The following is a 16,241-nucleotide window of genomic DNA, read 5'->3' on the forward strand; positions in this document are numbered from 1 at the left end:
AATCTTAAGTATAGTTATAATTCAACATTTGTTCTTAAAATCCTCCATAATATTATTATTTTTAACCAACAAAAAATAAGAAGTGATTTAGAGAAATAAATACTAGTTATATCACGTATCCTAATAATAGCTTCATAAAGATAGGAGTAACATAGGCCTCTACCAAGCTTCCCATAATAATTAATAGAGAGAGGATTGCAGTTGATATTGAATACCTGGTTAATTCAGACATAAAACTAAATTTTATGCCTCGTTTAGTCTTGCTGGTTACAATTTTTATAGAAAAATTTATAGATAATACTGCTAAAGCTACTATTCCAGGTATCACAAAAATATTTTGAGGTAATATTGTAAGCATTGAAAAGGTGAAACCTTTAAGACCAAGCTCATTTATCAAAAATCCTACAGTAAATCCTACTATAAATCCTCTAAGAACTACTATGAAAATTACTATGGGTAACCCAATTACTGTTATCCCTAAAATCCAAATCAATATTATGGTTTGAAAATTATTTACAAATGAGTGTTTTAATAAGGTCAAACTATCTATTTTTTCTTGACTTAATACTTTAAAAAATGAATCTAAAAAACTAATAAGACTTCGGCTTTGTTCTTCATTTAGTACATTTATAGTGATTGCACCAGCGGAAATGCCAATCATTAAAGCCAATACTAGCAAAAAATAGAGTATGAAGTTGTCCTTAATATTTTTATAAACAATATCTTTGATTCCCAAAAAGTATATCCCCCTTTCATACAAGCCTATACACATTAATATGCTTGTCAGGGAGATAATATTACATTGTATATTTTCTTTTACTAGTTTATATAATTTTACTTTTACTAGCCTTTTTTCATTTTATTATATGCCATATAGACCCCAATTATGGTTTTACCATCTTTGATTGTTCCATCTTTAATCATATTTATAGCTTCATCAATATTAATTTTAACAACATCAATATATTCATCTTCTTCAGGAGTAGCCTCTCCATTTATAACCTCTGAAGCTATAAAAATATGTATTTTTTCATTTGTAAAGCCAGGGGATGAAAAGTAATCAAGAATATATTCTATGTTTTCTGAATACAGACCTGTCTCTTCCTTAAGTTCTCTAATTGCACATTCTACTGGCTGTTCGTTTATCTCTAGTTTTCCTGCTGGTATTTCAAGTAAGACTGTTTCTGTAGCCTTCCGAAACTGCTTAACAAATACGATTTCTCCCTCATTTGTTATTGGAACAATGGCCACAGCCCCAGGATGTTCTACAATTTCTCTTTTAGAATATTTTTTATCAGGCAACTCAACGGTATCAATCCTTAAAGATAATATCTTCCCCTCATATATTTTTTCACTTTTCATTGTTTTTTCCTCATAAATCACGTCATTAACCTCCCTTATGGAATAAAAAATAAAAATTATCATATATTACTATATATAAAAAAAGGAGTTGATCTAAATGATTAAAATTACTTTAAAACACAAATTATTCTTTATTGGTAAAGTAGATGAAATAATAGAAGCTATAGATGATATACTGATTACATACGGGGAGAACGCCACATTATTGGATGTCATTGAACATTCTCTAAAAGCCTAATAGAAGCTTTGGCAGCTGCACCTAATGCAAGGAAAAAAACTTCATCATCATAATAACCTCTGCCCATAGTCTTTACTTCTAACCCATAGTAATTTAGTGCCTTTATTATATCACTACCATTTTCAAAAATAATATTGTGCTTATTATTGATATTGTTTTCCTTAATTTGCAAGTCGATAAATTCAGCATAATCTCCCTTAATAACAGGTAAAACTAAATTAGTTTTTGTATTTGCAACTTCATTAAGTATTGTCAAAGTATGATGACTAATGCCTTGATGTCTCTCTCTTTTGTCAGCAAAGCTTATTCTGGGTACAGCAAGGCTTATTCCTCCTAAATTATTAATTGCATCTATTATGTAGCCCTGTTCAATTCCGCTGAATCCATATTTTGTATCAGTCCCTACTATGCCTGGCCCCATAGTGATTATTGTAATATCACTATTTGCCACAACTTTTGCAGCTATGATTCCAGTATATATATTTACACACTCAATATCTCCTCCGAATGCATGGCCTACAGTAATCGTATTTTTTATTATTTCCTTATCCTTTAATAACTTAACGGTTTTACTAAAGTGTAAAGGTAGCGCTCCTGCATCAGTCATTATATATGTAATATTAAGTTCCGGCCTAAGATTTTTTATGACTGCTGCAATAGGTGCTAACATGCTATGTAATGTTCCAACTATATATATAGAACCCTTTAAGCTCTTAAAGCTTTTAAATTCTTCATGATATTTACTATCCTGCTCCTCAGCAGCAAAGCATTTAAACTGCAAAGGTGTATACCTTAACTTCATAATATGACCTAAGCCCTTAGTTATACTGTGTTCCTTATTTTTATAATTAAAAATTATAAAATGATATCCTCCTGTGCCAAGTCCAAGCTCTATTGCTGTAGTATTTAATACGACTTTATCTCCTTCATTTACGTATCCAGTAATAGCATTATAGTTAACGGCTTTTGCACTTTCACCTTCTACCTCAACGTTAACCCACGCAACCTGATCATCAGATTCATTTATTCTTGTAACAATTCCCTCCTTATATGATAACAGTTCAATTCCCTCCTATTTTCTTCCCAATTTATCAATATAACATAATAATCTATTATTATCAATGATTTCAGTTAGTGAATAGCATTCTGAAATAATATGTAAAACAATCAATAGAACTAAATACAATGATTTTATTAAAATAGACTGTGTTCCAGCACAAAAAGCACCAAGAGTCATACCCAATACATTAGAACCTACATCTCCCATCATAGATTTTGCCTTTAAATCATAAGGTAAATAAACCAATACAATACCTAATAATGATGTTATCACATAATTATATTCATTTAATCTTGAACTGAAAATAAGTATTATTGATAATAGTATAAATACTTTGCTCGCCCTTCCTGGTCTTAAATCAAATAAGTTAATGAGATTAGTAAAAAGTCCTATTATTAAACCGTTGATAATGATATCAATTATATTTGTTGATATAGTAAGGGAGACAAGTAGAGAAGCCATACCCCCAACTATAAGCTTTAATCCGCCTGTAGTAAGCCTTAGTTTAATTAATGAAGATATGTGTCCTTTAAACCCCTTTACTTCTTTTTCTCCAATTATATCGTCAATTATACCTATTAATCCAATCATTAGTATTGAAATGATATAAGAGAAAACAAATACATCCTTAATATTCTTATATAAAACATAAATGAATACAACGAATGATTGAGTTAAAATAAATACTAAGCCCATGCCTACAGGGATTTGCTCCTTTCTGTAGTTTAGTGCTTTACAGTTGTTATTTATTAGTAAACCGTAAATTAGAGGAATAGCAATGAAGCTTAATATACCACTTATAAAAAATAACATTATGCTTGAAATATTCATTTATTCACCTTCTAAATGCTAAAATAATCAATGTAAAAAGTATATTTAAAAACTGTTTTCCTCTATGTATAAAACCCTCTATATTTCTTTCTGTTTCCCTATGAGTCATTTCCACATCTACTTCTTTGATGGTAAAGCCTTTCCTCAATACTTCTACTGTCATAGCTACTTCTACGCCAAATCTATCTGGTATATAATCAATACTATTAATCGCCTTTCTATTATATACTCTTTGCCCTGAAAGAGTAGAAGTTATTTTTTCCCCTGTGTAATAGTAAACTCCATTATTAGCTAATTTTTTTACTAATCCGAATCCACCCTTTTTTTTTGCTTTCTGAAATCTAGCGATAATAACATCAGCCTCTTTATTTATAGCAGGAAGTATTAGCTTAATGGCTTCATCACTTGTTTTTCCTAAATCCCCATCTATCAATACTAAATAATCAAAGTCTGAGTATTCAATGGCTTTATTAATTGCATAACCTTTTCCCCTGTTTTTATCTAGTCCTATAAATGTGACATCTAATTTACTTACTATTTCCTTAGTTCTGTCTGTAGATCCATCATCTACTACTATTATCTCATCAATTAGATCAATTTGCCTAATATTATTTATTGTATTTTCTATGAAGCTTTCTTCATTATAAACAGGTATTACCGCCACTACCTTTGACTTAAAATTATCCATGTATAACTCTCCTCATTACTCAATAATGATGGTGCCTAAGTTTGGTACCAAGCTTTCTGCACTAGGCTTTACTCCATAATTTCCTGGTCTGCCGTCAATGGCTAAAACAAGTGCTACTCTCCCCATAATTGTATCTACATTATCTACCGATGATATTCTGTTATCTTTATATTTATCTATATATGAAAATTGCACATTCTCTTTTTCTACCCCTACAATAGGAATATTTGATTTTTTACAAGCATCTATTATTCTCTTGTCAATGACATCAAATCTTGTATCATCTTTTTCTTTTCTTCCTCCAGCAATTACTATATAATCAACAGCTATGAGGTATTTCCCTGTAGCATCAATTAGTCCCTCTAGTTTAAATGCTTCTATTGCTCTACTATCTTCGCCATTGATAATCTCTTGAGCAACTATATCTACTGCAAGTTTAGCAATATTATTGTTGTCTAAATTTTCAGTTCCAGCTACCTTTTCATAGGCATCTTTCAATAATTCCAAATTAGAATCAAAGTTATTTTTTATTGTTGTTATTGATGTTACTTCGGCTCCTGCTGATTCTAAAATCTGACCGATTCCTTTATAAATATAATCTTCACTTGTTTCTATTATTGCTATTTTGACTCCATTTAGTTTATCCTTTATTACATCGCCATAAATCGCCCTATTAAACTCTTTTATCTGTTCATTTTCCTGTGTAACCTTAGCTATTTCATCTCTTACGGTTTTATTTTCCTCTTCTAGATAATCGAATCTCTCTTCAAGTTGAGTTACTATATCTTCTTTTTGAGACATTAAAATATCTTGTGCATCGAACATAAATCCTATATAAATTCCTATAGCAAGTGCTAAAAATATAGAAACAACCGTTAACACATAGTATTTAATATTAGTCAACTTTTAACAACCTCCTAGAAGCCAAATAAAATTCTAAATCTTATTTGAATTAACCTAATTATTTCTTTCATTGGTGGAAACATAAGTGTTAAAACTATAATAGGTATTAACGCTGCAATTCCTAAACCAATAACATATTTAATCTTAAGGCTGCTTCTATAAAGCATATTAACCCCTTTAGCATCAACTAGCCTTGAGCCCACCTTTAGCCTTACTAAAAAGGTACTTGCCATTCCACTTCTGCCTTTTTCTAAAAAGTCAATCATATTGCTATGGGTTCCAACTGCAACTATTAAATCCACATTATTTGAATATGCTAACAAAAAGGCAATGTCTTCACTGGTTCCAGCAGATGGATAAATCTTCGCTTCTAAGCCTAAGTTATTTACTCTTTCAAGGCCCGGTGCTCTTCCATCCTTATATGCATGTACAATTATCTCCTTAGATAATTGTAAACATTTATCGCTTACACTGTCCATATCTCCAATTACAATATCAGGAATATATCCGAATTCTAATAGAGCATCCCCACCTCCATCTACTCCTATAAGTATAGGCTTCATTTCACTTATATAATTCTGTATAGCTAATAAGTCCTTTTTATAATCCTTTCCCCTGACAACTACTAAGGCGTGTTTGTTAGCCATTTTTGTTTTGACCCTTGGCATACTTCCTTTTTCCAATACTAATTCTTTTTCTTCCTTTGCATATTCGAGAGTGTTTTCAATAAATTTATCTAATTCCTTTTCTAAATTGCTATAGCCAACCTTCAACAATTCTTGTATTTTTCCAGAATCTAATTCTTCATAATTTCCAATAATATTGTTTTTATAAATTATTACATTATCGTTTAATTCTAATTCGTCTCCCTCATTAATAATATCAAAAATCTCTTTATTTTTGCTTTCCAACAGTAAAATGCCATATTCGTTTAAAATAGAAGGACCTTTATTTGGATATTTTCCGCTAATGGATAGATTTAAATTCAATACACATTTTATTTTAGACTCAACAAGAGAATTTGCTGCAATCTCATCTAGGTCTTTATGATCTATAATTGCAATATCTCCAGGCTTTAATCTTTTTATAAGATTTTTTGTCCTTTTATCTTTTTTTACTGTTCCCTTTATCAACATATGATATCCTCCAAAGAATAAAAAGTAATCAAAGAACTGTTAATGAATGTTTTATTTCTATTTTAACCAACTTTTATTTATGAATACTTTATTTGAAAAAATCGATTATCATTCATGATAAGATTAGTTTTGATATAATTGAACAAAATAAATCTCTTTCCTAATTTGCGAAAAGAGATTTATTAATATTAGAAAATAATTATTATGATATCTTCTGCTCTAACCTCAACTTATCAGCAACCATAGCTATAAACTCTGAATTAGTTGGTTTCCCCTTGTCATTGTTTACTGTATAACCAAATAGATTGTTAATAGTATCAACCTTTCCCCTGCTCCATGCAACTTCTATTGCGTGTCTGATAGCTCTTTCCACTCTGCTTGGTGTTGTATTAAATCTTTTAGCAATGTTAGGATATAGCTCTTTTGTAACAGCACTTAATAATTCAACATTATCTACTACCATAGTAATAGCCTCTCTTAAATACAGATAACCCTTAATGTGTGCTGGAACACCAATTTCATGTATAATATTGGTGATTTTAGCTTCTAGGCTTTTGTGTGAATTTGCAGTATTAATTAGGCTTGATGGAATTTCTATTTGCTTTCTTCTTTCGATAATTGCTGGTGTAGTGCCTGTTACCTGCCTAATCCTTTTCATGAAAATGTCAAAATCAAAAGGCTTAACTACATAATAATCAGCACCTAGATTAATAGCTCTTTGTGTGATTTTATCTTGTCCCACGGCAGATAAAACTATGACTTTAGGAAATTTCTCTAATTCAACAGAATGAAGCTTCTCTAATACACCTAAACCATCTAAGTGCGGCATTATAATGTCAAGAACTAATACATCCGGCCTTTTTTCACCAACAAGCTCTAGAGCCTCTATGCCATCTTTTGCTATACCTACCACCTCTACATCCTCTTGAGTTGCCAGATAATCATTAAGAATACTGCAAAAATCCTTGTTATCATCTGCAATTAACATACTAATTTTTTCATTTTTCAATGCAAATTACCCCCCTGAAATCAATTTACAGTATAACAAAATTGAATATAAATAATAAATTCGACAAAAGTAATATATTTCCTTCTAACATTTCATTTTTTTATTATTTTTTTAATTTATTACTATTTCTATCATAAAGAAAAGAGATATGGAAAATTTCCTTATCTCTTGTAGTTTGTTATTTTCCTTCTGCAAATTCAGAATTATTATTTACGTAAATTCCTGCTTCCTTTAGCATCCATTCTATATATATACCATAGCCTTTGGTTGGATCGTTGACAAAAACATGTGTTACTGCTCCTACAATCTTTCCATTCTGTATTATAGGACTCCCACTCATTCCTTGAACAATTCCTCCGGTTTTTTCCTTTAACCTCTCATCTGTAATCTTTATAACCATGCTTTTAGATTGAGGAACATTTTGTTTTTCTAGCTTTAATATCTCTACTTCATATTCTGTTACTTTATCTCCTTCGATATTTGCAAGTATATAAGCTTTGCCAAGCTTTACTTCACTTTGAAATCCAACCGGTAATAACTGTTTTTGCTTGAACAATTTATTTTCATCATATATAGTTCCATATATCCCAAAGGTGGTATTATTCTCAATTTTACCTAATACATCGTCTGTTTCAAAAAACATACCTCTCAGTTCTCCAGGACTACCTTTCTTCCCTTGTTCAATCGACGAAACCTTTGCTCTCATTATCTCGCCATTTTCTGCTTTCATTAAAGTACCTGTATCAACGTCAGTAATGGCATGCCCAAGCGCACCAAATTTTTTAGTATTAGGCTCATAAAAGGTTAATGTACCAATGCCTGCAGTTTTATCCCTTACCCATATGCCTAATCTATAACTATTATCCTGTTTACTTTTAACAGGTAAAACTTCTGTAGTAAAACTTGCATTGTTTCTTTCTATTTCAATCTTCACTTTATTATTTTTTATATTGTTTAATAATTGTATTACATGGTCTGCATCCTTAATCTTAATTCCATTTATCATTGTTATGGAATCTCCCACTTTTATACCAGCATTTCTAGCAGGATTGTATATTTTCCCATCTATGCTTTGAATCTCTGATGTGGCTACAACCAGCACTCCTTTAGTATTTAACTTTACACCTATTGTTTCTCCACCTGGTATCACATAAGCTTGATTCACTACATTTACTTGGATGTCTCTTATTGAAAAGATTCCAAGAAATTTTAATTTTAATTTTGCTATACCATTATTTGTGGATTCTAAGTTATATGAATTTTTTAGGCCTACACTTAATCTTTCTGCATTTGTACTATTAATCTTGACTATATCAGAAGATTCTTCCATTATCTCTAGGGAAAAAGGAAAAAAGATGTTTAAATTTCTGCTGTCACCTTTAATGATATCTATTTGGGAGGGAAATCTAGCTATATTTAATATTTGTACTGAGTAAACTAATAGAATTAGGAGCAAAGTAAAGTAAATCAGTTTTTTGTAACTGGACATTTTATGCAATCAAAATCACTCTCCCATTTACCTATGACTTTAACTTCACCTCCAAAAAAACACTAGTCTTCGTAATTAGAAGACTATAAAATTTAATTTATTCTTTAAGAATAATGTGGCCTTTTTAACCCACATTTATTCGAGCAAATATTTATTAAAATGTAAAGTAAAATCTTTATTTCCGTATTATAGATTATAAAAGCAAAAAACATCTAAAGTTTTAGATGTTTTTGCTTTTGACTATCTATTTAATTTTTTTGACATTTCTATCATTTCTCTTGCATGTTGTTTGGTCGTTTCAGTTAAATTTACTCCACCCAATAATCTAGATAATTCTTCTACTCTCTCATTATAATTAAGTTCAATTATTTCTGTTGTTGATTCGCTATCAGATATCTTTTTGTTAATTAAATAATGACTATCTGCAAGAGCAGCAATTTGTGGCAAATGTGTAATACAAATTACCTGATGATTTGAGGATATATTGGCTATTTTTTCTCCTACTATTTGAGCTGTTCTGCCGCTTATTCCAGTATCAATTTCGTCAAAAATAAGTGTAGGAATTTTATCTATTTCTGCTAAGATACTCTTAAAAGCAAGCATTATTCTAGACATCTCCCCGCCAGAAACTATTTTAGATAATGACTTTAATGGCTCACTAGGATTCGTTGAGATCAAAAATTCAATTTTATCTTGACCATTCTGAGTAAAATATTCAAGCTTTTCAATTTTAACTTTAAATTTAACTTTTGGCATATTAACTTCACTGAGTTCTTTTGTAATCTCTTTTTCAAATCTATCAGAAATGCATGTCCTCTCTTTAGTCAAATCTTGACATAGAAGGCTCATTTTTGTTTCACAATCAAATATTTTATTTCTTATTTCTTTAATTTCTTCCTCACAATTTAATAAGATATTTAAATCTCTATTGATTTTCTCTCTATAATTCAAAATTTCCTCTATAGTCTTACCGTATTTTCTTTTTAGCTTATTTATCAAATCTAGTCTTTCATCAAGAAATTTCAGCCTTTCGGGATTATACTCTATTTTATCTTGATAATATCGTACTTCTCTGGCTAAATCCTGAAGCTGATAAATTATAGATTCAATTACACTTGCAAAGCCTAAAGCATCATCACTGTGTTTGGAAATTTTATGTAAACTTGAGTGTATATTACTAAGTGCATCTATTATAGATTTATTTCCATAATAATCTGAATCTAAGTTTGTTATAGTATCAGATAAGGTAACTGCAATACTTTCAGCATTCGATAATAAATTGTACTCGGAGATTAAGGATTCTTCTTCGCCATCTATAAGCCTTGCTTCATCTATTTCTTCAAGCTGAAAATTCAATAAATCTATCTTTCTTTCTTTTTCCATCTCATCTTGTACTAAAGTTTTAAGCCTAGACTTCAAAGTCTGAAGTTCTTCATATCCTATTTTTACTTTTTCTTTAATATCTATTATTTTATAATCGCCTAAGGAGTCAATAAATTCTGAATGCCTATCATTTTTTAAAAGTGATTGATGATCATGCTGTCCATGAATATCTATTAGTTTACTTGTTACATCGTTCAACATACTAAGTGTAACCGTTCTTCCATTGATTCTTGACGTGCTTCGACCAGTATTAAATATTTCTCTCGCAATAAGTAAGGTATTATCATCTTCTTTTTGAATTCCATATTCTTCTAGTACCTTTTCAATATCATTCATATGCTCAATAAAAAACAAGGCTTCTATTGTAGTCTTTTCACATCCAGACTTAACATATTCCTTATCGGCCCTACCACCTAAAACTAATGAAATAGCATCAATAATTATTGACTTTCCTGCACCTGTTTCTCCTGTTAAAACATTCAAGCCCTTAGTAAAATTAACTCTTATTTTATTTATAATTGCAAAATTTTGAATATTCAATTCGAGGAGCATATTATATACCTCCTAGTTAGTTAAGCAGTTTAAGAAACATTTCTCGTATTTCCAATATCTTATTAGCATCACTGACAGCAATGAAAATAGTATCATCACCTGCAATGGTACCTACTATTTCTTCTATTCCTAAAGAATCTACGGCTGAACCAGATATCTGAGCTGCCCCTGGTAAAGTTTTTATAACTAGTAAATGACCTGCTACTTCGACTGATACTATTGAATTTTTAAATATTTTTATAAGTCTATCAGTTGTTCCTTCAACATTCTGTCCCATAGCAGCGTACTTATATTTACCACTTTTAGCTAACACTTTTACAAGCCTTAATTCTCTAATATCTCTTGAAACAGTAGCTTGTGTGACATCAATTCCTAATTTTTTCAGATAATCCGCTAATTCTTCTTGTGTTTCAATCTCATTGTTTTCTATGAGCTCTAGTATTTTCGATTGTCTAGCATATTTTTTCATTTTAACTATCCCCTTTTCCTATGGCTTTGAAAATCTAATAATAAAAGCTTCATGGTTTATATATTATCAATTTATCTCAATTCCCTAATGATTATTATATCAAATGAAAAAACAAAACAATAGATAGAAATCTATTAGAATAAAAACACTATAGCTCTTTATGAGATTCATTAACTACATTCTCTATTTGTCTATCAATATCAAATTCATTAATTTTATTTTTAACTATATATGCTAAATATTCTCGATTACCTTCAGCACCTTTAACTGGAGAATAAGTCAAAGCTGCAAAGTTAAGTCCGATAGACAGACAAAAATCAAATATTTCCTTAATTACCTCCTTATGCACTTTAATGTCCCTTACTACACCTTTTTTTCCAACCTTATCTCTTCCAGCCTCAAACTGTGGTTTTATCAATGCTATAATATCTACATCTTCTGTGGTTAGTTCCTTTACTTTAGGTAAAACAAGCTTCAAAGAGATAAAAGACACATCAATACTAACTAAATTCGCTAATTCTCCAATGTCATCCTTTTCCAGATGTCTGACATTTGTTCTATCCATAACTATGACTCTGCCATCATTCTGAAGCTTCCAATCTAACTGACCATAGCCTACATCAATAGCATATACCTTCTTTACTCCATTTTTTAACATGCAATCTGTAAAACCTCCTGTAGAGGCACCAATATCCAATGCAGTTTTGTCTTTAATTTCCAAGGAAAATGTATTTATAGCCTTCTCAAGTTTTAAACCGCCTCTACTAACATAGGGAATAGGATTCCCCTTAACAATAATATTGCTATCTATAGGCACCTTTGTACCTGGCTTATCAATTCTCTCATCATCTACATAAATTAATCCCGCCATAATATATTTTTTGGCTTTTTCCCTACTATCAATAATTTGATTATTGACAAGTAATATGTCTATTCTTTCCTTTTCTATTTTCATTCAATCTCTCCTAGGTCAGACTAATCTTCTCATATATTTTATTTAGAATACCTTGAGTATCCATATTATATTGCTTAAACAGTTCATCTACACTTCCATGCTCTATGAATACATCTGGTAAAGTAATGTTCAATATTTCTCCACTATAACTGTTCTCTATTAATAAATCATTTATACAGCTTCCAAAGCCTCCAGCCTTTACATTATCCTCTAATGTAATAATAAGTGAATGGCCTTCTGCAACTTCCTTAATTAAATCTTCATCTAATGGTTTTACAAACCTGCCATTGATTAATGTAATATCTTTACCCTGTTCCCTTAACTTCTCAGCTACTTCATAGCCTGTTTCCACCATCTTTCCAATGGCCAGTAAAGCTATATCCTTACCTTTAGCAAGTATCTCTGCCTTTCCTAGCTCTATTTTTGTTCTAGGGTTTTTTTCAATAATATCATAACAATCTCCCCTTGGATATCTTATGGCTAATGGTTCATTATAGTCTTTACTAAATTCAAGCATTTGAATGAATTCGGTTTTATCTCTTGGTGCCATAATTGTAATATTAGGTATGTGAGATAAATATGACAAGTCAAAAGCTCCATGATGAGTCTCACCATCGCTCCCAACCAGTCCTGCTCTATCAATGGCAAAAACAACAGGTAGCTTTTGTATACAAACATCATGAAGAACTTGATCGTATCCTCTTTGCAAAAACGAAGAGTAAACTACAAAGTAAGGCTTTAATTTATTTGACGCTAATCCAGCAGCAAGTGTTACTCCATGCTGTTCTGCAATGCCTACATCAAAGAATCTATTTTTAAATTTTTCTTGGTATTTGCTAAGTCCTGTACCTTCAGGCATGGCCGCAGTTATTGCTACAATTCTATTATCTTTTTCTGCAAGATCAATCAATGTATCACCTAATATATCAGAAAACGAAGGGTAAACTGGTGTTTTTAGGGACTTACCTGTACTAATGTCAAATGGTGATGAACCATGAAACTTGTCAGGATTTTCTTCTGCTGGTTTATAGCCCTTACCCTTTTTAGTAATGACATGAACTAATACTGGACCTCCAACTTTTTTTGCTATTTCCAGCTCTCTGACTATATCATTAATATTATGTCCATCAATAGGACCCAAATACTTAAATCCTAGCTCTTCAAAAAACATCCCAGGTACAAGAAAATATTTAACACTGTCTTTTGCTCTTTCTGCTGTCTTGAATACCTGTTTACCAATTCCCGGTATGCTGTTTAAAATAGCCACAACATCCTCTTTTACTTTAAAATACGTAGGAGCAGTTCTAATTTTACTTAAATATTGGGATAAGCCTCCAACATTATGGGAAATAGACATCTCATTATCATTTAAGACTACTATTAAGCTAGTACCTGTATCACCAGCATGATTTAAAGCTTCGAATGCCATTCCAGCTGTCATGGCACCATCTCCGATAACACTTACTACGCTGTATTTTTCTTTTTTGATATCTCTTGATAGTGCATACCCAAGTCCAGCAGAAATAGATGTAGAACTATGACCCACTTCAAAAATATCATGTGGGCTTTCCTTTCTTTTTGGGAATCCGCTAATTCCCTTATATTTTCTTATAGTATGGAATGTATCTTTTCTACCAGTGAGAATCTTATGCACATAAGACTGATGTCCAACATCCCAGATTATCTTGTCAAAATCGCTATTAAAAACCTTATGAAGAGCAATTGTAAGCTCTACTACCCCAAGGTTTGAAGCTAAATGACCACCATTTTTAGATACAACATCAATTATTAATTTTCTTATATCTTCAGCTAAAGAATATAATTCCTCATTACTCATTGTTTTTAAGTCTCTTAAATCCTTGTATTTTGAAAGAATATTTTCCAAAACGCCCAACCTACTTTCATTTGTTCTTACTATTTCTTAATTCCGGCAATACATCTATCCTAAGATTTTCATCTAATATCATTATTATTTTTGCTGTAAGAAATATTATTCTATCAGATTTATTAATTGCAAATTCTTTTCCTATGGCCTTTCCTCCAACTGTAAGAGAAGCAATAAGTCCAGTCATTACTACACTTATTAGGGTTATCCTAGTAAATCCATATTGATTTACTAGTTTCATAACAATTATTGTTCCTGCAGCACCACTAATTATTCCACATATATCTCCGATTACATCGTTACAGAAATTTGATACGCGTCCTGCATTTCTAACGAGTTTTACGGCATATTTTGCCTCTTTTATTCGATTAGCTGCCATGGAATGAAAAGTTTTTTCATCGGAGGCAGTTACTGCAATTCCTATTATATCAAAAAATACGCCAAAAATAACAACAACTATTAAGCTTATAAATGCCAAAGTAATATTAAAATTTCTAAGTATGCTTTCTGATACAATACTAACACTTGTTGCTAAAATAAATGTCCATAATGTTATAATAAATACCCATTTTATATTACTATTTTTATTGCTTTTTTTGTTTTTATTTGACAATTTCAAACCTCCAATTACTAAGTGAAAAAATAACTGTATATAGAAATAATGCTGATAGCCACGGCTATCAGCATTTGAGTGGTGATATATCAAGTAAATTTTACGGCTTCAGGTCTAGCAGGATTTCCCAGATAGGAGCTGTCTGTCGCCAGTCCAGCGGTTTCCCTTTAATCCAATCTCTATATCGTCGCCAAAAATAGGGCTAGATTGCCACTTAGTCCGCACTGTAATCCTAAATATACCTCTCAGCATGAGAACAGTCTAGGAGATTTCCTCTACAGCCATACTAATTTCTAGCCTCTTTTGCAAAATAGGTTTCCATGACAAAGCCTATTTCCCGTGGGCCCATGGGATTTAGAGCCACAACCATGTTCCGCCTACTTCACTCAAGGCAGGCTACGCTGCAAGTAGCTTGCACCACAATGCAGGTTAATCCCGTGCAATTCATAATTGTCCGAGTCTCCACGAGGGTAGGGTCATCGCCCGCATGCCATTGCAGATCGCCCCATCCCCCTTACTCCCAGAAACGACCCCCGACTGGGCGTCAGCAGCCGCAACCAGGAACTTCATCGATATGCCCTTTGACGGATTTTTAGCCCCGCCTTCAAAATTAGCTGTACTGACTAGAATACTGCACCACTCTAGATTAGAATAATTATAACATAGGCCGATTCTAATTTCAATTAATTGCAAAATATTTAAAATAACTTATCTCATCAATTTACTATGCTACATATTTTTCATTAAAATTTAATAGTATTTTCGCTAATTCTCTAGCTCTTCCTATAGGCTAAATAGTCTGCTAGCTCCTTAAAAAACATGGATTCTTTTTCATCAAATGTTGACAAAGACTCCATTGCTTTAATATTAAGCCTTTGGATTTCATTAACTGAATTTTCCATGCCATATAAACTTAAGTAGGTGAGCTTATTGTTTGTCTCATCGCTGCCAGTATTCTTTCCTAAAGCTTTTTCATCACCAATCCTGTCTAATATATCATCCCTTATTTGAAAGCATAAACCTATTGATTGTCCATAGCCTCTAAGAAAGCTTATCTGTTCATGATTGGCGCCAGCAACTATAGCTCCTGATACTATGGAGGCTTCAATTAACGCAGAAGTTTTGTTTTGGTGAATGAATGCAAGCTTTTTTTCCTCTATTACATCATCCTTTGACTGAATATCTACAGTCTGTCCTCCTATCATTCCAAACACACCAGCAGATCTGCTTACCTCTTTAATGGCCAAAATATGTTTTTCAAGGCCGATTTTATTTAAGGAAATTCCTTCCAGCATTGTTTCATAAGCCAAATTAAGTAGTCCATCTCCAGCTAGTATTGCAATATCCTCTCCAAAAACCCTATGATTTGTTGGTTTCCCCCTACGAAAGTCATCATTATCCATTGCTGGTAAATCGTCATGTATAAGTGAATAAGTATGTATCATTTCAATTCCCATTGCAATATTCATAGCCTCTTCGTAGCTACCACATATCAATTCACATGTTTTTAATGTCAAAATTGGCCTTAGTCTCTTGCCACCAGCAAATATGCTATATCTCATGGCTTCGAAAACTTTTTTTTGGAATAAATCCGTATTTGGAATAACTTTTTCAAGCTCAATATCAATTATTTTCTTATATTTAGCCAGTTCGTTTATTATATCCATA

Annotated in this window: 16 protein-coding genes; 1 reads left to right on the plus strand and 15 read right to left on the minus strand. The window is 31.6% G+C overall.

The window, feature by feature from the left end; translation table 11 throughout:
- Positions 1-106 precede the first annotated feature (106 nt).
- Complete coding sequence (spoIIM, locus tag QO263_RS12535) at positions 107-736, minus strand: stage II sporulation protein M (RefSeq protein ID WP_285622014.1); 630 nt, start codon at positions 734-736, stop codon at positions 107-109.
- A gap of 107 nt (positions 737-843) precedes the next feature.
- Positions 844-1,383, minus strand: a complete 540-nt coding sequence (locus QO263_RS12540; protein WP_285622016.1) for an NUDIX hydrolase — start codon at positions 1,381-1,383, stop codon at positions 844-846.
- Positions 1,384-1,459: 76 nt separating this feature from the next.
- On the opposite strand from QO263_RS12540, the gene QO263_RS12545 reads away from it, so the two are divergent.
- Complete coding sequence (locus QO263_RS12545; protein WP_285622019.1) at positions 1,460-1,600, plus strand: hypothetical protein; 141 nt, start codon at positions 1,460-1,462, stop codon at positions 1,598-1,600.
- On the opposite strand, the gene QO263_RS12550 is transcribed toward QO263_RS12545, so the two are convergent.
- The 13 genes from QO263_RS12550 to QO263_RS12610 form a co-directional block, all read right to left on the minus strand.
- Positions 1,575-2,666, minus strand: coding sequence for a DUF3866 family protein (locus tag QO263_RS12550; protein WP_352169746.1), 1,092 nt, complete (start codon positions 2,664-2,666; stop codon positions 1,575-1,577). The two genes, QO263_RS12545 and QO263_RS12550, sit on opposite strands and share 26 nt — an antisense overlap.
- A gap of 6 nt (positions 2,667-2,672) precedes the next feature.
- The gene (locus QO263_RS12555) at positions 2,673-3,491 is read right to left on the minus strand and encodes a glycosyltransferase (RefSeq protein WP_285622022.1); all 819 of its coding nucleotides are present in this window, start codon (positions 3,489-3,491) and stop codon (positions 2,673-2,675) included.
- A 4-nt stretch (positions 3,492-3,495) separates the two neighbouring features.
- On the minus strand, positions 3,496-4,179 hold the full coding sequence (locus tag QO263_RS12560) for a glycosyltransferase family 2 protein (RefSeq protein ID WP_285622025.1): 684 nt from the start codon (positions 4,177-4,179) through the stop codon (positions 3,496-3,498).
- A gap of 15 nt (positions 4,180-4,194) precedes the next feature.
- The gene (locus QO263_RS12565) at positions 4,195-5,082 is read right to left on the minus strand and encodes a copper transporter (RefSeq protein ID WP_285622028.1); all 888 of its coding nucleotides are present in this window, start codon (positions 5,080-5,082) and stop codon (positions 4,195-4,197) included.
- Positions 5,083-5,096: 14 nt separating this feature from the next.
- Positions 5,097-6,218, minus strand: coding sequence for a putative cytokinetic ring protein SteA (gene steA, locus QO263_RS12570; RefSeq protein WP_285622031.1), 1,122 nt, complete (start codon positions 6,216-6,218; stop codon positions 5,097-5,099).
- Positions 6,219-6,420: 202 nt separating this feature from the next.
- Positions 6,421-7,227 (minus strand): sporulation transcription factor Spo0A, encoded by an 807-nt coding sequence (gene spo0A / locus QO263_RS12575; protein WP_285622034.1) that lies wholly within the window; start codon positions 7,225-7,227, stop codon positions 6,421-6,423.
- Positions 7,228-7,405: 178 nt separating this feature from the next.
- The gene (gene spoIVB / locus QO263_RS12580) at positions 7,406-8,716 is read right to left on the minus strand and encodes a SpoIVB peptidase (protein WP_285629304.1); all 1,311 of its coding nucleotides are present in this window, start codon (positions 8,714-8,716) and stop codon (positions 7,406-7,408) included.
- A 240-nt stretch (positions 8,717-8,956) separates the two neighbouring features.
- Positions 8,957-10,651 (minus strand): DNA repair protein RecN, encoded by a 1,695-nt coding sequence (gene recN, locus QO263_RS12585; protein WP_285622037.1) that lies wholly within the window; start codon positions 10,649-10,651, stop codon positions 8,957-8,959.
- 16 nt (positions 10,652-10,667) lie between these two features.
- Positions 10,668-11,120, minus strand: a complete 453-nt coding sequence (locus tag QO263_RS12590) for an arginine repressor (protein ID WP_285622040.1) — start codon at positions 11,118-11,120, stop codon at positions 10,668-10,670.
- Positions 11,121-11,268: 148 nt separating this feature from the next.
- A complete protein-coding gene (locus QO263_RS12595) occupies positions 11,269-12,075 on the minus strand; it encodes a TlyA family RNA methyltransferase (RefSeq protein WP_285622042.1) in 807 nt (268 codons plus the stop codon).
- Positions 12,076-12,085: 10 nt separating this feature from the next.
- A complete protein-coding gene (gene dxs / locus QO263_RS12600; RefSeq protein WP_502928718.1) occupies positions 12,086-13,912 on the minus strand; it encodes a 1-deoxy-D-xylulose-5-phosphate synthase in 1,827 nt (608 codons plus the stop codon).
- A gap of 64 nt (positions 13,913-13,976) precedes the next feature.
- On the minus strand, positions 13,977-14,573 hold the full coding sequence (locus tag QO263_RS12605; protein ID WP_285622046.1) for a hypothetical protein: 597 nt from the start codon (positions 14,571-14,573) through the stop codon (positions 13,977-13,979).
- Between the two features lie 773 nt (positions 14,574-15,346).
- Positions 15,347-16,240, minus strand: coding sequence for a polyprenyl synthetase family protein (locus QO263_RS12610; RefSeq protein WP_285622048.1), 894 nt, complete (start codon positions 16,238-16,240; stop codon positions 15,347-15,349).
- Position 16,241: the final 1 nt, after the last annotated feature.

The sequence above is a fragment of the Proteiniborus sp. MB09-C3 genome, from assembly GCF_030263895.1.
Taxonomy (GTDB): domain Bacteria; phylum Bacillota; class Clostridia; order Tissierellales; family Proteiniboraceae; genus Proteiniborus.